The organism is Pseudonocardia sp. UM4_GMWB1 (assembly GCF_017312155.1).
GTDB classification, from domain to species: Bacteria; Actinomycetota; Actinomycetes; order Mycobacteriales; family Pseudonocardiaceae; genus Pseudonocardia; species Pseudonocardia alni.
The window spans coordinates 1957969-1976823 of sequence record NZ_QJPN01000001.1 but is presented as its reverse complement, the minus strand read 5'-3'; the positions used below and the strand labels follow the sequence as shown (position 1 = coordinate 1976823).

Annotated in this window: 21 protein-coding genes; 7 read left to right on the top strand and 14 right to left on the bottom strand. The window is 72.8% G+C overall.

The features are described 5' to 3' along the window. The first annotated feature begins 129 nt into the window (after positions 1–129). Both DMP15_RS09605 and DMP15_RS09600 read left to right on the top strand, forming a co-directional pair. Complete coding sequence (locus DMP15_RS09605) at positions 130–960, top strand: IclR family transcriptional regulator (protein ID WP_337825693.1); 831 nt, start codon at positions 130–132, stop codon at positions 958–960. Further along, positions 957–2147 (top strand): aminoglycoside phosphotransferase family protein, encoded by a 1191-nt coding sequence (locus DMP15_RS09600; protein ID WP_337825692.1) that lies wholly within the window; start codon positions 957–959, stop codon positions 2145–2147. The genes DMP15_RS09605 and DMP15_RS09600 overlap by 4 nt, the downstream gene beginning before the upstream one ends. 16 nt (positions 2148–2163) lie before the next feature. Here the strand turns inward: DMP15_RS09600 and DMP15_RS09595 are convergent, their stop codons facing one another. Beyond that, positions 2164–3138, bottom strand: a complete 975-nt coding sequence (locus DMP15_RS09595) for an NAD(P)H-dependent flavin oxidoreductase (RefSeq protein WP_337825691.1) — start codon at positions 3136–3138, stop codon at positions 2164–2166. Positions 3139–3241: 103 nt separating this feature from the next. Here DMP15_RS09595 and DMP15_RS09590 point away from each other — a divergent pair, with 103 nt between their 5' ends. Continuing rightward, positions 3242–4033 carry a coniferyl-alcohol dehydrogenase gene (locus DMP15_RS09590; protein ID WP_226366557.1) on the top strand — a complete coding sequence of 264 codons (792 nt, stop codon included), beginning with the start codon at positions 3242–3244 and terminating at the stop codon, positions 4031–4033. On the opposite strand, the gene DMP15_RS09585 is transcribed toward DMP15_RS09590, so the two are convergent. After that, a complete protein-coding gene (locus DMP15_RS09585; protein WP_337825690.1) occupies positions 4030–5280 on the bottom strand; it encodes a bifunctional 3,4-dihydroxy-2-butanone-4-phosphate synthase/GTP cyclohydrolase II in 1251 nt (416 codons plus the stop codon). The two genes, DMP15_RS09590 and DMP15_RS09585, sit on opposite strands and share 4 nt — an antisense overlap. A gap of 177 nt (positions 5281–5457) precedes the next feature. Between DMP15_RS09585 and DMP15_RS09580 the strand changes: the two genes are divergently transcribed. Then, on the top strand, positions 5458–5961 hold the full coding sequence (locus DMP15_RS09580; RefSeq protein WP_337825689.1) for a flavin reductase family protein: 504 nt from the start codon (positions 5458–5460) through the stop codon (positions 5959–5961). Here the strand turns inward: DMP15_RS09580 and DMP15_RS09575 are convergent. Next, complete coding sequence (locus DMP15_RS09575) at positions 5950–6945, bottom strand: helix-turn-helix domain-containing protein (protein ID WP_337825688.1); 996 nt, start codon at positions 6943–6945, stop codon at positions 5950–5952. The two genes, DMP15_RS09580 and DMP15_RS09575, sit on opposite strands and share 12 nt — an antisense overlap. Before the next feature lie 225 nt (positions 6946–7170). On the opposite strand from DMP15_RS09575, the gene DMP15_RS09570 reads away from it, so the two are divergent. Both DMP15_RS09570 and DMP15_RS09565 read left to right on the top strand, forming a co-directional pair. Further along, entirely contained in the window at positions 7171–8649 is a 1479-nt protein-coding gene (locus tag DMP15_RS09570; protein WP_337825687.1) for an aldehyde dehydrogenase, read from the top strand. A 43-nt stretch (positions 8650–8692) separates the two neighbouring features. Further along, positions 8693–9871 carry an LLM class flavin-dependent oxidoreductase gene (locus tag DMP15_RS09565; protein ID WP_337825686.1) on the top strand — a complete coding sequence of 393 codons (1179 nt, stop codon included), beginning with the start codon at positions 8693–8695 and terminating at the stop codon, positions 9869–9871. On the opposite strand, the gene DMP15_RS09560 is transcribed toward DMP15_RS09565, so the two are convergent. Genes DMP15_RS09560 through DMP15_RS09510 form a run of 11 tightly spaced genes read right to left on the bottom strand, consistent with a single transcriptional unit; the run spans position 9846 to position 17875 of the window. Continuing rightward, positions 9846–10025, bottom strand: coding sequence for a hypothetical protein (locus DMP15_RS09560; RefSeq protein WP_337825685.1), 180 nt, complete (start codon positions 10023–10025; stop codon positions 9846–9848). The genes DMP15_RS09565 and DMP15_RS09560 overlap by 26 nt on opposite strands. A 12-nt stretch (positions 10026–10037) precedes the next feature. Further along, entirely contained in the window at positions 10038–11426 is a 1389-nt protein-coding gene (locus tag DMP15_RS09555) for an aldehyde dehydrogenase family protein (protein ID WP_337825684.1), read from the bottom strand. 6 nt (positions 11427–11432) lie between these two features. Then, the gene (locus DMP15_RS09550) at positions 11433–12296 is read right to left on the bottom strand and encodes an SDR family oxidoreductase (protein WP_308816556.1); all 864 of its coding nucleotides are present in this window, start codon (positions 12294–12296) and stop codon (positions 11433–11435) included. A gap of 43 nt (positions 12297–12339) precedes the next feature. After that, entirely contained in the window at positions 12340–13167 is an 828-nt protein-coding gene (locus DMP15_RS09545) for an enoyl-CoA hydratase/isomerase family protein (protein WP_337825683.1), read from the bottom strand. Next, the gene (locus DMP15_RS09540) at positions 13164–13937 is read right to left on the bottom strand and encodes an enoyl-CoA hydratase/isomerase family protein (protein ID WP_337825682.1); all 774 of its coding nucleotides are present in this window, start codon (positions 13935–13937) and stop codon (positions 13164–13166) included. Before DMP15_RS09540 ends, DMP15_RS09545 begins: the two co-directional genes overlap by 4 nt. After that, positions 13934–14152, bottom strand: a complete 219-nt coding sequence (locus DMP15_RS09535; RefSeq protein WP_337825681.1) for a hypothetical protein — start codon at positions 14150–14152, stop codon at positions 13934–13936. Before DMP15_RS09535 ends, DMP15_RS09540 begins: the two co-directional genes overlap by 4 nt. Next, the gene (locus tag DMP15_RS09530) at positions 14152–14652 is read right to left on the bottom strand and encodes an aromatic-ring-hydroxylating dioxygenase subunit beta (protein ID WP_337825680.1); all 501 of its coding nucleotides are present in this window, start codon (positions 14650–14652) and stop codon (positions 14152–14154) included. Before DMP15_RS09530 ends, DMP15_RS09535 begins: the two co-directional genes overlap by 1 nt. Next, positions 14649–15929, bottom strand: a complete 1281-nt coding sequence (locus DMP15_RS09525) for an aromatic ring-hydroxylating oxygenase subunit alpha (protein ID WP_337825679.1) — start codon at positions 15927–15929, stop codon at positions 14649–14651. Before DMP15_RS09525 ends, DMP15_RS09530 begins: the two co-directional genes overlap by 4 nt. 26 nt (positions 15930–15955) lie before the next feature. Continuing rightward, on the bottom strand, positions 15956–16411 hold the full coding sequence (locus DMP15_RS09520) for a MaoC family dehydratase (protein ID WP_337825678.1): 456 nt from the start codon (positions 16409–16411) through the stop codon (positions 15956–15958). A gap of 5 nt (positions 16412–16416) precedes the next feature. Further along, positions 16417–16608 (bottom strand): ferredoxin, encoded by a 192-nt coding sequence (locus DMP15_RS09515; protein WP_178376531.1) that lies wholly within the window; start codon positions 16606–16608, stop codon positions 16417–16419. Between the two features lie 13 nt (positions 16609–16621). Continuing rightward, complete coding sequence (locus DMP15_RS09510; protein ID WP_337825677.1) at positions 16622–17875, bottom strand: cytochrome P450; 1254 nt, start codon at positions 17873–17875, stop codon at positions 16622–16624. A 150-nt stretch (positions 17876–18025) separates the two neighbouring features. Here DMP15_RS09510 and DMP15_RS09505 point away from each other — a divergent pair, with 150 nt between their 5' ends. After that, positions 18026–18823 (top strand): SDR family NAD(P)-dependent oxidoreductase, encoded by a 798-nt coding sequence (locus DMP15_RS09505; protein ID WP_337825676.1) that lies wholly within the window; start codon positions 18026–18028, stop codon positions 18821–18823. Positions 18824–18855 lie beyond the last annotated feature (32 nt).

The window sequence follows — 18855 nt, the reverse complement described above, 5'->3', positions numbered from 1 at the left end:
CTAGCGGCCCGGAGCACCGGCGACGCACCATCGTCCGGTTATCCCGGACGGCGCTCGTCGTCGCCGGTCCGGTTCCGCCACGCTCCGCAGCGCCGGCTCGACGCGGAGCCGTACCGCCAGGGAGGACCCGTGCTGAGCACGATCGCCAGAGCCGGATCGGTGCTGGGGCTGTTCACCCACGACCGTCCGGAGTGGGGTCCCCGCGAGGTCGCCGCGCGGCTGGAGCTGCCGCGCTCCACCGCGCAGGAGCTGCTCGCGAGCCTCGCCGGGATCGGGCTGCTGGAGCGCACCGCCGCCGGCCGCTACCGGCTGGGCTGGCGGCTGCTGGCGCTGTCGCGCACCCTCGTACACGGCGCGGGCTTCGACGGCGGCGCCGGTGCGGTGCTGCGCGAGCTGGCCGCGGCGACGGGTGCGACGAGCCGCCTCGGCGTCTGGGACGGCCGCTACGTCGTCCCGGTGTCGGCGGTGCACCCCGACGGCGGGGTCCGGCTACCGGGTGTCGGCAACGGCGGCAGGCTGCCCGCGCACTCCACCGCGCTGGGCAAGACGATCCTGGCCCACCGCCCGCGCGGCGAGGCGGTCGAACGCGCCCACCAGGGCTTCTCGGTGTTCACCCCGCACACGATCCACCGGCTGGACGCCCTGCACACCGAACTGGACCGGATCGTCCGCGACGGCGTCGGCGTGGACGCGCAGGAGACCTTCCTGGGCGTCGGCTGCGTGGCCGCCCCGGTGCGTGACGGCTCCGGGCGCGTCGTCGCGGCCGTCAGCGTCTGCGTCGCCGACGACCGGCTCGCCGCCCGCAGGCCCGCCCTCGTCACCGCCGTGCTCGGCGCCGCCCGGCGCCTCGGCTCCGTCCCGTGGGACACCGGCCCCGAGCTCGGGCCGGTCATCCGCGAGGTGGTGCCCACGCCCCCCCGCCCCGACGACCCCGAACCGCCTCCGGAGGACCCCCGATGACCAGCCCCCTGACCGACATCGCCGGCTCGATCGGCCGCGTCGTCGTCCACATCACCCGCGAACGGCTCGGCGCGGACCGCCGGACCGCCGACCCCGCCGTCGTGCCTCCGTCGGCGCGGGCGGTCACCCCGCAGTGGCTGACCGGCGTGCTCTGCCGGGACGTCCCGGGCGCGATGGTGATCGACGTCGAGGCCGGCGAGGGCCACAACGGGACCAGCGCCCGGCTGCCGCTGCGGGTCGTGTACAACTCCGTCGGCCAGACCACCGGCCTGCCGACCAGCCTGTTCACCAAGGCCACGTCGACGTTCACCTCACGGCTGCTGATGGGCGTCACCGAGATCGTCGAGGGCGAGGCGATCTTCTACAACCGTGCCCGGCCGACCCTGGACCTACGCAGCCCCCGCGCCTTCTACGCCGGCTACGACCCGCACACCTACCGCTCGCTGCTGCTGCTGGAGGACCTCGGCCCGCAGGGCTGGACGTTCCCGGCGCCGATGACCACCACCGTCACCCGCCGCGACGCCGAGACGATGGTGGAGCAGCTCGCGACCTACCACGGCGGGCTGTGGGACAGCCCCCGGCTGCGCGCCGGCGGGGACCTCGCCGGGCTGCGCGGGGCGACGGCGTGGCAGGAGAAGCTGAACCCGATCTCCTACCGCAAGCGCACCCTGGTCGGCCTCGAACGCGCCCGGCACGTGGTGCCCGACGAGGTGTACGCCCGGCGCGGCGGGATGCACGACGCGTTCATGCGGGCGCTGCACCTGCACGACCTGGCGCCGCAGACGCTGCTGCACCAGGACGTGCACCTGGGCAACTGGCTGCGGGACCCGGACGGCGCGATGGGTCTCTACGACTGGCAGTGCGTCGCGCGCGGGAACTGGGCCCTCGACGTGTCCTACGCGCTGAGCGTCGCGCTGCCGATCGAGGACCGCCGCGCCTGGGAGGCCGACCTGCTGCGGCACTACCTCGACCGGCTGCGCGCGCACGGGGTGGCCGAGCCGCCGTCGTTCGACGAGGCGATGCTCGCCTACCGGCGGCAGCCCCTGCACGCACTGACCCTGGCGCTGTTCTCGATCGGCGGGACCCGGTTCGAGAACAAGCTCCAGCCGCAGGGCCACATGATGTGGGCGATCGAGCGGATCGCCCGCTTCGTCGCCGACATGGAGACCTTCGACGTGCTGCGCTGAGCCGGGCGGGGCCCGCTCATCGGGCCCCGGCCATCCCGGCCAGCCGACCGGCGATGATCTCCTCCGCCTCGGCGACCATCCGGCCGATCAGCTCGGCGCAGGTCGGCACGTCGCGGATGATCCCCTGCACCATCCCGACCGACCAGATCCCCGCGTCGAGGTCGCCGGTCTCGTAGACGGTCGCGCCGCGGCTGCCCGCGACCAGGTGCCGGATGTCGTCGAACCGGGCCCCCGCCGCCAGCTTCTCCACGACCTCGGCGGACACCGCGTTGGCCGCCACCCGGGCGGTGTTACGCAGCTGCCGGAAGATCAGCGCCGTGTCGCGCTCGCCCGCCTCGACGATGCGGGCCTTGACCGCGTCGTGCACACCGGACTCCCGCGTGCACAGGAAGCGGGTGCCCATGGTGACCCCGTCCGCGCCGAGCGCGAGCGCCGCGACCAGGCCGCGGGCGTCGGCGATGCCGCCGGAGGCGAGGAACGGGACGTCGAGGACGTCGGCCGCGGCGGGCAGCAGCACCAGTCCGGGGACGTCGTCCTCGCCGGGGTGCCCGGCGCACTCGAAGCCGTCGATCGACAGCGCGTCGACGCCGAGGTCCTGGGCCTTCTGCGCGTGCCGGACCGAGGTGCACTTGTGCACGACGACGATTCCCGCGTCGTGCAGCGGCCCCAGGTGGGCGACCGGGTTGGCGCCCGCCGTCTCCACCACCGGGACACCCTCGTCGATGATCACTTGGCGGTACTCGTCGTAGGGCGGGGAGTCGATGGTCGGCAGGATGGTCAGGTTCACGCCGAACGGCTTCGCGGTCAGCTCCCGGCAGCGGAGGATCTCGGCCCGCAGGTCCTCCGGGGTGGGCTGGGTGAGGGCGGTCAGGAAGCCCAGCCCGCCCGCCTCGGCGACCGCCGCGACCAGCGGCGCCCGGCCGACCCACTGCATGCCGCCCTGGACCACAGGGTGTTCCACCCCGACGAGCTCGGTGAATCGCGTCCGCATCGACGTCTCCCTCGGTGGGTCGTGGTCGAGGGTCGTTGACCCTCCTCGGTGATTAATCTAGTTTAAAAACAACGGGCGTCACCGGCGACATCGGAGGGATCACATGGACGTACAGGGACTGCGCTGCCTGGTGACGGGCACCGCGTCGGGGATCGGCGACGCCGTCACCCGACGGCTCGTCGAGGGCGGCGCGACCGTCGTCAGCCTCGACCGCAACAAGCCCTCCGCCGAGGTGGACCAGCACGTCGAGGTCGACCTGGCCGACCCCGCGAGCATCGACTCGGCGCTGGAGCGGATCGAGGGCACCTTCGACGTCCTCGCCAACATCGCGGGCGTCCCCGGTACCGCCCCCGGCGACGTGGTGTTCAAGGTGAACTTCCTCGGGATGCGGCACCTGACCGAGTCGATGTTCGACCGGATGAACACCGGCGGGTCGATCGTCGTGGTGTCCTCGACCGCCGGTTTCGGCTGGCCGGCCCGGCTGGAGACGATCCGCGAGGTGATGGCCACCGACACCTTCGACGAGGGCGCGGCCTGGTTCGCGGCGCACCCACAGCAGGGCAACGCCTACAACTTCTCCAAGGAGGCGGCGACCGTCTACACCCTGGCCATGGGCGGGGCGGTGCGCGAGATGAACGAGCTGCGCATCAACGCGCTGCTGCCCGGCCCGGTGGAGACGCCGATCCTCGCCGACTTCGAGGAGAGCATGGGCAAGGACACCCTCGACGGGGTGCGGGAGTTCCTGGGCCGGCACGCGACGGTCGACGACATCGCGCCCGCCGTGGTCTTCCTCGCGTCGCGCGACTCGCGCTGGCTGAACGGGTCGACCGTCACCGCCGACGGCGGCATCACCGGTGCGGTCGCGGCCGGGCTGGTGCCCGCCCCGGAGATCTAGCCCGTGTACTCGCCCAGCCCCAGGGCATGGCCCATCCGCTGCTGCTTGGTGCGCAGGTAGCGCAGGTTCTGTGCGGTGGGCTCGGACGGCAGCTCCACACGGCCGACGATCTCCAGGCCGTGCCCGTCGAGCCCGCCGTACTTGGCCGGGTTGTTGGTGATCAGCCGGAGCCGGGTGATCCCCAGATCGGCGAGGATCTGCGCACCGATGCCGTAGGAGCGCGCATCGACGGGCAGGCCCTGGACGGTGTTGGCGTCGAGGGTGTCGAGGCCCGTCTCCTGCAGGGCGTAGGCCCGGATCTTGTGGGCCAGGCCGATCCCCCGCCCCTCGTGTCCACGCAGGTAGACCACGGCTCCCGCGCCCTCGTCGGCGATCGCGCGCAGCGCCCGTTCCAGCTGCTGACCGCAGTCGCAGCGCAGTGACCCGATGATGTCGCCGGTGAGGCACTCGCTGTGCACCCGCACGAGCGCGCCGCCCGGACGTCGGGACGCCTCGGCGACGTCACCGTGGACCAGCGCGAGGTGCTCGGTGCCGTCGGTCACGGAGCGATGGACGACCGCGCGGAACTCGCCGAACACGGTCGGCATGGCGGCCGAGGCGACCTGCTCGACCAGCCGCTCGGTCGCCCGCCGGTGCCGCACGAGATCGGCGATCGCGAGCACCGGCAGGTCGTGCTCGGCCGCGAACGCCCGCAGCACCCCGCCCCGGGCCATCGACCCGTCCGGGGCGACGATCTCACCGATCACCCCGACCGGCTCCCGCCCCGCGAGCCGCAGCAGGTCGACCGTCGCCTCGGTGTGACCGGCCCGGACCAGCACCCCGCCCGCGCGGGCGCGCAGCGGGAACACGTGCCCCGGCCTGCGCAGGGCAGCGGGCCGGGTCGCCGGGTCCGCCAGCGCCCGCAGCGTCGCCGCACGGTCGGCGGCCGAGACCCCGGTCCCGGCCCCGTCGTGGTCGACCGACACCGTGAACGCGGTGCCGTGGGCGTCGGCGTTGTCCTCGACCATCGGGGGCAGCCCCAGCGCGTCCGCGCGCTCCGCGGGCATCGGTGCGCACACGATGCCGGTCGTGTGCCGGACGACGAACGCGATCTGCTCGGCCGTCGCGGTCGCCGCGGGCAGCACGAGGTCGCCCTCGTCCTCCCGGTCGGCGTCGTCGGTGACGATCACCATGCCGCCTGCCGCGAGCGCCGCCACGGCACGCCGGACGGCGGCGGCACCTGGCAGGGACATCGGGTTCGGGTTCACGTCCGGCTCCTCACATCGGGCACGTCATCGGGCCGGGCGACCGTAGGACGCGACGGCGACGGACCGATATCCGCAGGCGGACGGCGCACAGCCGCTGCGCGCGGCCTGCGGTCGGCGGCTCTACCGCGGCCACGCGCGGATATCGGGCGGCCGCGCCGCGGCCCTACCGTTCGGTCCATGGACGAGACCCCGCACACCGAGGTGCCCCCGATCGATCCCGGCCGCATGCGCTCGGTGCTGGGTCATTTCGCGTCGGGGATCGTGGTGGTCACCGCGCTCACCGCGGACGGGCCGGTCGGGTTCACCTGCCAGTCCTTCAGCTCGCTGTCGCTGGAGCCACCACTGGTCAGCTTCTGTCCCGCCCTGACCTCGACCACCTGGCCGCGGATCCGCGAGGTGGGTGCGTTCTGCGTGAACGTGCTGGCCGACGGCCACCGCGAGCTGAGCTCCGCCTTCGCCCGCTCGGGCACCGACAAGTTCGCCGGCGTCACCTGGGACCCGGCGCCGTCGGGCGCACCGGTACTCGCCGGCGTGGCCGCGTGGATCGACTGCACCCTGGAGGCGCAGTACCCGGGCGGGGACCACACGGTCGTCGTCGCCCGGGTGCACGACCTGGGCGCCGACCCCGTCCGCGCGCCGCTGCTGTTCCACCGCGGCGGCTACGGCGCCCTAGCCCCGTAGCGTGTCGCGCGGGAGCTCCCCGAACCGTTCCCGGTACTGCTGGGCGAACCGGCTCGGGTGGAAGAAGCCCCAGCGCAGCGCGATCTCCTTCACCCCCGTGACGGTGGGATCGCTGCGCAGCAGCTCCCCGCGGACGTGGTCGAGCCGCACCCGGCGCAGGTAGGCCATCGGGGACTCGCCGAGCTCCTGGGCGAAGGACGCGTGCAGCGTGCGGACACTCATGCAGCCGACCCGCGCGAGCTCCTGCGGGGTCAGGGGCTCGTCCGCGTGCTGCTCCATGTAGTCGAGCACCGGGCCGAGCCGCCCCCGGCGGACCGGGTTGTCCGGCGCGGCGAGGGCGTCGGAGTACTGGTGGCGGCCCGCGTACAGGAGCTGGCTCATCACGAACGCCTCGAGCTGCTCACGGGCGATGGGCATCTCGGCCAGACCTCCCGGCCGGTTCAGCTCCCGGGCCAGGAACTGCACCGAGGACAGCAGGGTCCGCCCTGCGGGCGAGGAGAAGGCGAGACCGAAGTCGAACTCCACCACGTCGTGCACCGGCTGGTTCAGCTGCTCGCTCAGGTGGGTCTCCAGGCTGCGCCGCGGGATCTTGAGGATGTACTGCTCGGCGTCGGGTGACCAGCGCACCGTCGTCGTCCGGTCCGGTAGGAGCGTGAGCCCGGACGCCCCGGCGGCCGTGGCGGCCCGCGACCCGTCGCTGCGCTGGGCGATCGTGTTCCCGGCCACCGTGAGGTTGATGTGGTAGGCGTCCTCGGTCGGCGGCATCACGAGCTTGGCCGCGGACTTGTAGGTCAGGAAGCCGACGGTGAACATCCGGTCCGAGGTGGCGTTCAGCGTCATCTCGAGCTGGTCGGTCGGTGCCGTCAGGTCGTGGTCGAGATAGACCCGGGACACCGCCTCGCGCGCCTGCTCGAGGTTGCGCGTGTCGAGGACCGGGTAGCGGCCGAGATGGTGAGCGGCCGCGCGTGCGTCGAGGGCGTCCATCGGCTCCTCCTGATGCCGTCCCGTCGTCGGTGGCGAGCGGTCGAAGAGTCCCCTGACGATAGAGCCTGGTGGGCGCCCTGCCCAGCCGATCACCGCGGCCGGTCAGCCGTTCCCGGAAGCTCGCGCGGAACGGCTCCACGTGTGCCACGCGCGGATAGTCGACGGCCCCGGGCCGCTCGTAGCGTCGCCACCCGTCAGGACGGGGCACGCGCCAGGAGGTCGACGATGACATCGCCGCTGCAGGAGTTCCGGCAGTTCATCCACGGGAGGGCGGTGGACGCCCGGTCCGGTGCGACGTTCGCGTCGCTGAACCCCTACACCGGGGAACCGTGGGCGCGGCTGGCCGACGGCGGCGCGGACGACGTCGACGAGGCCGTCGCCTCGGCGCGCGCCGCGTTCGAGGGCGAGTGGGGCGCCATGACCGGCTTCCAGCGCGCCGCGATCCTGCGCCGGTGCGGCGACGCGATCGCCGCGAACGCCGAGCGCCTGGCCCGGCTGGAGGTCAGCGACTCCGGCAAGCTGCTGCGCGAGATGCTCGGCCAGCTCAACGCCCTGCCCCAGTGGTACTACTACTTCTCCGGGCTGGCGGACAAGATCGAGGGCCGCACCGTCCCGCCGGTGAACCCGAACTACTTCGGCTTCACCACCCGCGAGCCCGTGGGCGTCGTCGCCGCGATCACGCCGTGGAACAGCCCGCTGCTGCTGCTGACCTTCAAGCTCGCCCCCGCGCTCGCCGCGGGCTGCACGATGGTCGTCAAGCCGTCCGAGCACGCCCCGGCCTCCACCGTCGCGTTCGCCGAGATCCTGCACGAGGCCGGGCTGCCCGCCGGGGTGCTCAACGTCGTCACCGGCTGGGACCGCGCCTGCGGCGAGGCGCTGGCGTCACACCCCGGAGTGGACAAGGTCGCGTTCACCGGCTCGTCGGCGACCGGGGCGAAGGTCGCGCAGGCGGCGGTGGCCAACTACAACCGGGTCACCCTGGAGCTGGGCGGCAAGTCCCCGCAGATCGTCTTCCCCGACGCCGACCTCGACGCCGCGGCGAACGGCCTGGTGGCGGGCGTGTTCGCGGCCACCGGGCAGACCTGCATGGCCGGCTCCCGGCTGATCGTGCACGCCGACGTGCACGACGCACTGGTGGAGAAGGTCGTCGCGCGGGCCGAGGCCATCGTGCTCGGCGACCCCACCGAGGCCGCCACCGAGATGGGCCCGGTCGCGAACCGGCCGCAGTACGAGAAGGTGCTCGGTTACCTGCAGGGCGCCGCCGCCGAGGGCGCGACCTTCGCCTGCGGCGGCGAGCCCGACGCCGAGCGCGGCGGGCTGTTCGTCCGGCCCACGGTCGTCACGAACGTGTCCCCGGAGAACACGATCGTCCGCGAGGAGGTGTTCGGGCCGGTCCTCGCCGCCTACACCTTCACCGACGAGGACGAGGCGCTGAAGCTCGCCAACGACACCCCGTACGGGCTCGCCGGCGCCGTGTGGACCAAGGACGTCCACCGCGCCCACCGCGTCGCGAGGAAGCTGCGCGCGGGCACCGTCTGGGTCAACGCCTACCGCGTGATCGCCCCGAACATGCCCTTCGGCGGCTTCGGTGCCTCCGGCATCGGACGGGAGAACGGCGTCGACGCGGTCAACGAGTACACCGAGAACAAGTCCGTGTTCGTCGAGCTGACCGGCGGGACGCGCGACCCGTTCCAGCTCGGCTGACGCTCGCCCACGACTCCCCCGCACGACGTCGAAGGAGACGACCATGACCGTGACCGCCAACGAGCGCCTCGGGCTCGCCCCCACCGATCCCCGCCCCGCCTCGGAGACCCGGCCCGCGGCCGACCGCACGACGACGAACCCGCTGTTCGGCGACCAGAAGATGAAGCTGGGCCTGTTCGGCAGCAACTGCTCGTACGGGTTGATCATGAGCCACGCCCCGTCCAGCTACGAGGTCACCTGGGAGCACACCAGGGAGATCGCCCAGCGCGCCGACCGGCTCGGGTTCGACGTGCTCGTCCCCGTCGCCCGCTGGAAGGGCTTCGGCGGGTCCACCAACTTCAACGGCAACTGCTTCGAGACCTACACCTGGGCCGCCGGGATCGCCGAGGCGACCGAGCGGATCGCCGTCGCCGCGACCTCGCACCTGCCGACCATGCACCCGATCGTCGCGGCCAAGCAGGCGACGACCGTCGACCGCATCTCCGGCGGCCGGTTCGCGCTGAACATGGTGATGGGCTGGGTGCCGCCGGAGATGGAGATGTTCGGCTCCGAGCAGCGCGAGCACGACGAGCGCTACGCCTACGGCCAGGAGTGGCTGGACTTCGTGAGCAAGCTCTGGACCGAGGAGGGCACCTTCGCGATCCACTCCAAGTACTTCGACGCCGAGCTGCTCGAGGCCTATCCCAAGCCGCACCAGGGGCCGCGGCCCGCGCTGATCAACGCGGGCAACAGCCCGTCGGGCATCGAGTTCTCCGCCCGCAACGTCGACGTCAACTTCGCCTCGCTCGACACCCTGGAGAACATCAAGGCCTACACGACGGCGCTGAAGGAGAAGGCCCGCACCGAGTACCAGCGCACGATCCACGCCATGACCTACGGCCTCGTCGTCTGCCGGGACACCGAGGCGGAGGCGAAGCGCGACTTCCAGCAGGTCGTCGACGAGGGCGACTGGGGCGCGGCGGGCAACGTCATCAAGATCGCCGGTTCCGGTGCGTCGCAGTCCTTCGACCACGCGGTGAAGAAGATGCAGGAGCGCTTCATCGCCGGGTGGGGCGGCTACCCGATCGTCGGGACCCCGGAGCAGGTCACCGAGGAGCTCGGCAGGCTCAACGAGGCGGGCATGGAGGGCATGATCTTCGGCCTCGTCGACTACAACGAGGAGCTGAAGTACTTCGGCGACAACGTCATGCCGCTGCTCAAGCAGGCCGGCTTGCGCCACTGACCGGTCCCGGCACCTCCACCGCCCGGGCCGCACGGTCGGCCCGGGCGGTGAACCGCAGGACCAGCGACGACACCAGCCGGGGCGCGTCGCCCATCGGCACGTGCCCGACGCCCGGCACGCGGACGAGCTGCGCACCGTGGACGGGCTCGATCACGGTGTCCCCCGGTCAGAAGAAGCGGCGCAGCAACGCCATCTTCCGGTCGGTGTAGGGCGGGTACATCAGCGCGGGGTCCGGCTTCGCGGGCTTGGCCAGCACCGCCTTGCGGTGGCTGAACGCGTGGAAGCCCCATTCGCCGTGGTAGGCGCCCATCCCGCTGGTGCCGACGCCGCCGAAGGGCAGCTGCGGCACCAGGCAGTGCATGGCCAGGTGGTTGATCACCACGCCGCCCGAGCTGGTGCCGGCGAGCACCTTCTCCTGGGCGGCCCTCGACCCGGTGAACAGGTACAGGCCCAGCGGCTTGGGCCGGGCGTTGACGAAGCGCATCGCCTCGTCGAGGGAGCCGACGGTGAGCACCGGCAGGATCGGGCCGAAGATCTCGTCGGCCATCACCGCGGAGTCCGGGTCGGGGTCGACGACCACGGTCGGCTCGATGGAGTGCGTGGCCGCGTCGGTGCCGCCGCCGGCCGCCACCTCGCCGCCGTGGCCGTCGAGCAGGGCGGCCAGGCGGCCGAACTGCCGGTCGTCGACGATCGGCTGCGCGGCCGGTTCCCCGGCCCGGAACTCCCGCAGCGTCGCGACGATGCCGGCGACCAGACGGTCCCGCACCCCGGCCTCGACCAGCACGTAGTCCGGTGCGATGCAGGTCTGCCCGGAGTTGAGCAGCTTGACCCAGGCGATCCGCCGGGCCGCGACGTCGATGTCGGCGTCCGCGGTGACGATCACCGGGCTCTTGCCGCCCAGCTCCAGCACCACCGGGGTGAGGTGCGCCGACGCCGCCTCCATCACCTTCTTCCCGATCCCCGGCCCGCCGGTGAAGAACGCCAGGTCCAGGCCCTGCGCGAGCAGCTCCTGGGTCACTGCGGCGTCGCCCTCCAGCACCGCGACCGCGTCCGGGTCGAGGTACTCCGGGATCAGCCGGGCGAGCAGCGCCGAGGTCGCGGGCGCGTGCTCCGACGGCTTGACCACGACGGTGTTCCCGGCCGCGACGGCCGCGACCAGGGGGCCGAGGGTCAGGTAGACGGGGTAGTTCCAGGGGCCGATGACCAGCACCGTGCCGAGCGGCTCGTACTGGTAGAAGCCGCGACCGGGCAGCATCGACAGCGGGAGCGAGGTCCGCCGCCTGCGCATCCACCGCTTCAGGTGCGTGCGCGCGAAGGCGGCCTCGGCCGCGGTCGACGCGATGTCGCCGAGCCAGGCGTACGGGGCGGGTCTGCCGAGGTCCTGCGCGAGGGCCGCGGCGATGTCCGGCTCCCGCTCGGTCACGAGACGCTCGATACCGCGCAGCTGGCGCAGCCGCCACGCCAGGGGCCGGGTCCGACCGGAGGCGAAGGTGCTGTGCAGCCGGGCCACGGTGGCCGCGGCGTCGCCCTCGACGTGGGTCACGGTGCTGGTCACGGCGGATCAGCCGACCGGGTTGGTGCCGGGGACGGCGCCGTCGAGGTCGACGATCTCGGCGAACCGGTCGCCGACCTGGTCGATCGTGGGCACCTCGGCGAAGGTGACGCCCTTGGTGCGGAACTGGGCGACGCGGTGCACCTCGCCGCCGCCGGCGACCAGGACGCTGCCGGTCTCGGTGCACTCGTCGGTCAGCAGGTGGCCGACGACCGGCGCGACGTGCGCCGGGGAGAGCTTCGCCAGCATCTCCGGCGGCGCGATGTCCTCCGTCATCCGGGTCGCCGCCATCGGCGCGATCGCGTTGGCGGTGATGCCGCGCTTGCGGCCCTCGATGGCCAGGGTGTTGATCAGACCGATCAGCCCGCCCTTGGCGGCGCCGTAGTTGGCCTGGCCGAAGTTGCCGTAGATCCCCGAGGTAGAGGTGGCGACGACGACGCGGCCGTGACCCTGCTCGCGGAAGTGCGGCCAGGCCGCGTGGACGACGTGGAACGCACCGTAGAGGTGCACCTGCTGCACGGCGTCCCAGTCCTGGTCGGTCATGGTGTGGAACGACCGGTCGCGCAGGATGCCGGCGTTGGCCACCACACCGTCGATCCGGCCGTAGGCGTCCAGCGCGGTGGCCACGACCGCCGCGCCGCCCTCGGGGGTCGCGACGCTGTCGTGGTTCGCCGTGGCCTCGCCGCCCTCGGCCCGGATCTCGGCGACGACGGCGTCCGCCGCGGTCGACCCGCTGCCCGTGCCGTCGCGGGACCCGCCCAGGTCGTTGACGACGACCTTCGCGCCCGCCCGGGCCAGGACCAGCGCGTACTCGCGACCGAGGCCGTTGCCCGCCCCGGTGATCGCGACGACGCGTCCCTCGACTCCTGCCATGCCTGCCGTGCTCCTTCGTCGTGGATGGATGGGTGCGACCGCGTCAGCGGCCGGTGAAGCGCGGGCTGCGCCGCTCCAGGACGGCGGCCAGCCCCTCGCGGGCGTCGGCGGTGCCGGACAGCTCGGAGACCGTGCGGGCCTCCTCCGGCAGCTGGGCCTCGACCCGGTTGCCGAGCCCGGACCAGACCAGGCGCTTGACCGCGCCGAGCGCGCGCGGCGCCCCGGCCGCCAGGGTCCGGGCGACGGCGAGTGCCTCGTCGTGCAGCGCGTCGTCGGCGACGACGCGGGTGATCAGGCCGATCTCCGCGGCCTCGGCCGCGGTCAGCGTGGGGTTGAGCAGCAGGATCTCCATCGCCTTGCGCAGTCCCACGAGCTGCGGCAGCGTCACCGAGGAGCCCGCGTCGGGCGCCATCCCGACCCGCGCGGCGCCGGACATGAACTTCGCCGACTCCCCGGCGAGCACGATGTCGCTGGCGCACACCAGGCCCAGTCCCCCGCCGCCCGCGGCGAAGCCGTGCACGGCCGCGACGACCGGGACGGGCAGCGCGAGCAGCGCCTGGGCGACGTTCTGCAGCCAGGCGGTGGCCTCGCGCAGGTAGTCGGGCAGCGCCTCGCCCTTGGCGGCGAAGGTCTTGACGTCCCCGCCCGCGCAGAAGTTCTTCCCCTCCCCGGTCAGCAGGAGCACCCGCAGCTCGGGGCGGCCGGTGGCGGTCATGACGGCTTCGTGCAGCGCCCGCAGGAACGGCACGTTCATGCCGTTGGACGCCTCGGGCCGGTTGAGCCGCAGCCGGCCGACGCCGTCCTCGGCGAGGTCGAAGAGCACCTGTGCGGTGCGGGTCGTGTCGGTGTGGGTCGTGTCGGTGGTCGTCACGTCCGTGTCCTTCCGGTGAACCGGTCGATGCCCGCGCCGGCCCGTTCCCCGCCCAGGTGGGCGAGGGTCGAGGACAGCTCGGCGGCGAGGCCGTCGGTCAGGGTCCCGTGCAGCCCGCCCCGGACGAGGTGCTTGATCCGGGCGAGCGCGTCGCGGTCCTTGCCGAGCAGGTTCGCGACGGTGCGCTCGACGAGCGCGTCGAGCTCGGCGGCCGGCGCGCAGGCCCACGCCAGCCCCCAGTCGACGGCGTCGCGGCCGGAGAGCCGCTCGCCGAGCAGGATGTGGCCGAGCGCGCGGGGCGTCCCGACGATGCGGGGCAGCCGCTGCGACCCACCGCCGCCCGGGATCATCCCGAAGTTCGCGTGGTTGTCGGCGAGCACCGCGTCGTCGCGGACGAGGGCGATGTCGACGGACTGGAGCAGCTCGAACCCGCCCGCCATCGCGTACCCCTCGACGACGGCGACGACCGGCACCGGCAGCGTCGCGATCAGCTCGCAGGCGCCGACGAAGGTCTCGAACAGCGGCCGCAGCGCCTCGGGCCCCTGCTCGCGGAGCCGGGAGACCTCGTGGAAGTCCCCGCCCGCGCAGAAGTGGCCGCCCGCGCCGCGGACCACGACGACGTCGGCGGTCTCCGCGGCCGCCGCGAGCCCGTCGTGCAGGGCGCGGGCCAGCTCGACGGTGATCGCGTTGCGGGCCTGCGGCCGGTTGAGGGTCAGGGTCGCGACGCGGCCGTCGGCGCGGTCGTCGAACCGGGTCAGGACGGTGCTCACGTGTCCTCCCGCCAGCGGTCCGCGGACGGGTCGAGCAGCTTGTGCAGGTGCCCCGCGGGCAGCCACACCAGCGTCTCGAGCTCCAGGGCGTCGAGGAAGCGGACGCGGCCGGTGCGCAGGTCCTCGATCCGCAGGCGACGGCTGTTGGCGTCGTCGTCGACCCGGACGGCGACCTCGGCGAACTCGTTGCCGACGATGTCGGGAGCGATCTCCATCAGATCAGGAACGACAGCGTCGCGATCGCCCTGGCGTTGTCGACCAGGGCGACCTTCTTGTAGGACAGGGCGAGCTCGCCGTCGACGACGCGGAGCCGGTAGGTGGTGCGCCCGGCCCACAGCCGGTTGCCCCGCTCGCGGGACTCGACGAGGACGAAGTTGGCGCCGACCTCGGTGTCCCCGGTGTCCGGGACGGTCCCGAGGATCTCCACGTTGGACACCACGCGCCGCAGCCGGGACGCGGGCACCTGCGAGTGCCGGCGCCCGGTGCGGTACTGCCTGATGCGGGTGGCGATCCGGTTGCGGTTGTCGTGGATGATCGACATCTGCGTCATGCGGTCGGCGTCGTCGTCGTTGGCGGGCACCCAGTAGAGGGCGTCCGGGGTCCAGAGCGCCTCCCAGTCCTCATAACGGTGCTCGTCCGCGTAGCGCGCCTCGCGGTAGAGGAACTGCTCGACGGTGCGCAGGTCCAGCTCGGTGGTGGTCGGTGCCATCGTCATCGGCCCTCCGTCATCAGCCGGGTGTAGTGCCGCCAGAAGCCGCGCATACCGGTCTCGTCGGTGGCGCCGCCGACGGTGAGGCCGCGCTCGTCGACGGTCTCGCGGTCGGCGCCGCGGCGGATGTCGAGCCACTCCGGGCGCAGCTCGGCGACGCCGGCCTGGTTGCGCTCGTACATCTCGGTGTCGTCGGCGAGCAGCATCCCGGCGGGCCCGACCGAGCCGATGCACTGCTGGAGCATCCGCCGGTTCATTCCCGGCGCACCCTTGAGCTGCACGGCGGTGACGTGCTGGACGGTGAGGTCCGCGGCCAGCGGCTGGATCGTGAACAGCTGGATCTCGGCGATGAACAGGTTCGGGAAGATCATCACGTGCGGTCCGCCCTCGACCAGGATGTCGTGGGCGTCCGGGCCGTAGGTCTCGCGCATCCGGGCGGAGTAGTCGGGGACCTTCTCCTCGGTGGTGCCGAACCAGCCCAGCGGCGTCCCGAGGCGGCGGAACTCCGGGCGCAGGTCGTTCTCGCTGTGGCCTCCCCCGAGGTCGCGGGTGACGGCGGTGGACTTCTCGCCGTAGAGGGCGCCGATCCCGCTCTCGGCGACGCTGAAGATCGACGCGTGCACGAACTGCGGGTGGTAGCCGTCGGTCTCGTTCTCCGCGAGGAGCTTCCAGTTGGCCTGCGCGCGGTGCTGCAGGAAGCCGGCGGTCAGCTCGATCTCGCCGTCCGGGGAGAGCCGGACCAGCCGGTCGATCTCGCCCTTCGCCTCGCCGAGGTGCTCGTCGAGCGTGGGGCCGTCGGGGGCGAAGCTGCCGAACACGAAGCCCTGGTAGACCCCGACCCGGGCGACGCGGCCGAGCCCGAGGTCGAGCTTGCCGCGGCCGCCGTAGCCCTGCGGGAACGGGTAGCCGAGCATCCGGCCGTCGTTGCGGTAGGTCCAGCCGTGGTACGGGCACCGGAAGGAGCTGGAGTTGCCCGCCGAGGCCTCGCAGACCAGGTTGCCGCGGTGCGCGCAGCGGTTGAGCAGCAGGTGCACCTCGCCGTCGGCCGTGCGCGTCATGATGACGTCCTGCGGGCCGATGGACTTGCGGACGTAGTCGTTCGGGGCGGCGATCTCGCTGACGTGGCCGACGTAGACCCAGGTCCGGTACCAGATGCGCTCCAGCTCGTCGGCGAAGATCTCCGACGAGGTGTAGAGCGAACCGTGCACCCGCCGGGGCTCGATCAGCTCCGCGTAGGGAGCCGCGGGGGGACGCGGCGCGCCGGCGGGGGCGGTCGGGGTCACTGTCGGTTCCTCTCGTTCACAGCTGGTCAGGGGTAGAGCCGGCCGACGCTCTCGATGACGCAGGCGGGCTTGGCCGAGTCCTCGACCTCGAGCGTCGAGCGCACGGTGACCTCGACGAAGCCCTCGCCACGGCGCACCGACGCGATCTCGGCGGCGAGCCGGACCTTCGAACCGACCGGGACGGGGGCGGGGAAGCGGACCTTGTTGAGCCCGTAGTTGATGCCCATCCGGACGTTGTCGACGGTGTAGAGCTCGTTCAGCAGCCGCGGCAGCAGCGACAGGGTCAGGAAGCCGTGCGCGATGGTCCGGCCGAACGGGCCGGACGCGGCCCGCTCCGGGTCGGTGTGGATCCACTGGTGGTCGCCGGTGGCCTCGGCGAACAGGTCCACCCGGCGCTGGTCGATCTCGGTCCAGTCGGTGGGCCCGAAGGACTCGCCCTCGGCGGTCAGCAGCTCCTCGACGGAGTCGAACACCCTGGCCATCGCACTCATCCCTCGATCCGCAGCGCCTCGGTGGGGCAGGCCCGGCAGGCCTCCTCCAGCTCCGAGCGCTGCGCCTCGTCGGCCTCGGCCTGCAGCAGGTTCAGCGAGCCGTCGTCGGCGACCTCGAAGAAGTCGGGGGCCAACGACTCGCACAGTCCCAGCCCGGTGCACTTGTCGTAGTCGACCACCACACGCATCGGTGGTTCCTCCTCACAGGTTGAGCGTGCACGGCATGGACTTCACGCCGTCCACGAAGTTGCCGACGAGCTGCACGGGCTCGCCGGTCCGCAGGTCGGGCACCCGGTGCAGCAGCTCGCCGAACAGCGCGCGCAGCTGGGTCCGCGCCAGCATGTTGCCCATGCAGAAGTGCGGCCCACCGCCGCCGAACCCCACGTGCGGGTTCGGCGAGCGGGTGACGTCGAAGACGTGCGGGTCGGTGAACACCCGCTCGTCGCGGTTGCCCGAGGCGTAGAACATGACGACCCAGTCGCCCTCGCGGATCTGCTGCCCGTGCAGCTCGACGTCGCGGGTGGCGACCCGGCGGAAGGTCATGACCGGGCTGGCCCAGCGGACGAACTCGTCGGTCGCGGTGCCGATCGTGCCGTCGAAGTCGGCCTGGAGGATCGTGCGCTGGTCCGGGAACCGGGTCAGCGCCTCCATCGTGCGGCTGATCGTGTTGCGGGTGGTGTCGTTGCCCGCCACCGACAGCAGCACGAAGAACGCAGCGATCTCCTCCTCGCTGAGGCTCTCGCCGTCGACCTCGGCCTGCACGAGGCTGGTCATGAGGTCGTCGCGGGGGTTCTCGCGCCGGTCGTCGGCGAGCTCCAGGCCGATCGTGATGAGGTTGACCAGGGACTGGTTGAGCAGGTCGGCGGGCTCCAGCCCGGCGCGGACGTCGGCGTCCGACCAGGACACCATGCCGTCGGCGGCGTGCGCGGCGGCGTCGCGGCACTCCGGGGACAGGCCGCACATCTCGTAGATCGTCCACATCGGCAGCCGCCGGGAGACCTGGTCGACGAAGTCGCAGTCCCCCGTCGCGATCAGGTCGTCGACGATCCGGCGGGCCTGGTCGGCGATCTGGTCCTCGATCTTCTTGACCTGGCGTGGGGTGAACGCGGCGCTGACGAGCCGGCGCAGCTGGGTGTGCCGTGGTGCGTCGGTCGCGAGGAACGAGCTGGCCGCCTCCAGGATGTCGCTCGGGACGTCCTCGATCATCACGCCCTGCCCGGAGCAGAAGGTCGCCGGGTCCTTGCTGACGGCCTGGATGTCGGCGTGCCGGGTGATCGCCCAGAAGCCGGCGTCGTCCTCCTGCGGCAGCATCGACCCCTCGGCGGGGCGCTGCCAGCTGACCGGACGCTCGTCACGCAGGATCCGTAGCCGCTCCTCGCGTCCCTCGGGGGTCAGCGACCAGAACTCGAGCGACCCCACCGATACCGGGTCGTGGTCGGGCCGGGACTGCACCATTGCTCCCCCAGGACGGTCTCGTTTTTAACATTGATTAATCTCGCGCAAGAGGACATCACGGCCGTCCGCCCGGTGTCAAGACGGCGACGCCGCGGTCGAACCGGTGTTGAATCCCGCGTCGAAAGACCGGGCCGGAGAACGGGAGGCACAGTGGATCTGGGACTGCGCGACGCACGGGTCGTCGTCACCGGGGCGGGCGCCAACATCGGGCGGGGCATCGCCCGGGTCCTCGCGGCGGAGGGGGCACGGGTACTGGTCGTCGACATCGACGGCGAGCAGGCCGAACGGGTCGCGGGCGAGCTGCGCGACCTCGGCGCGCCGGACGCAGCCGCGTGCGCGACCGACCTGACCGCCGAGGGCGCGGGCGCCCGGGTGACCGCGCAGGCGGTGGCGGCCTGGGGCGGGGTGGACGTGCTGGTCAACAACGCCGGGTGGAGCAGGCCCGGCTGGTTCGCCGAGCAGACCGACCGGGACCTCTGGCGGCGCACGGTCGGGGTGAACCTGTTCGCCGCGATCGACTGCACGCAGGCCGTGCTCGGCCCGATGCGCGAGGCCGGCCGGGGCGCGATCGTGTTCCTGTCCAGCGACGCCGCCTACGGCGCCGTCCGCCAGGGCATCTACGGCAGCACCAAGGCGGCGCTGATCTCGCTGGCCCGCACGGTGGCGCGGGAGAACGGCCGGTTCGGGATCCGCAGCAACGTCGTCGCCCCCGGACTGGTCCTGCCCCCCGAGGACGACCACGTGGGCCCGAGCTCGGTCTGGGCGGGCGGGGCGGACGCGCTGTTCGCGCCGGACCAGGTCGACGCGATCGTCCGCACCCAGGCGCTGCGCCGGCGCACCACCCCGGCCGACGTCGGCAACGCGGTCGCCTGGCTGGCCTCGGAGACCGCGGCGCACCAGGTCACCGGCCAGGTCGTGGCCGTCGGCGGCGGCTCGTCGATGCCCTGAGCCGCTCCGGCCGCGTTGACGGGGCCTCCCCT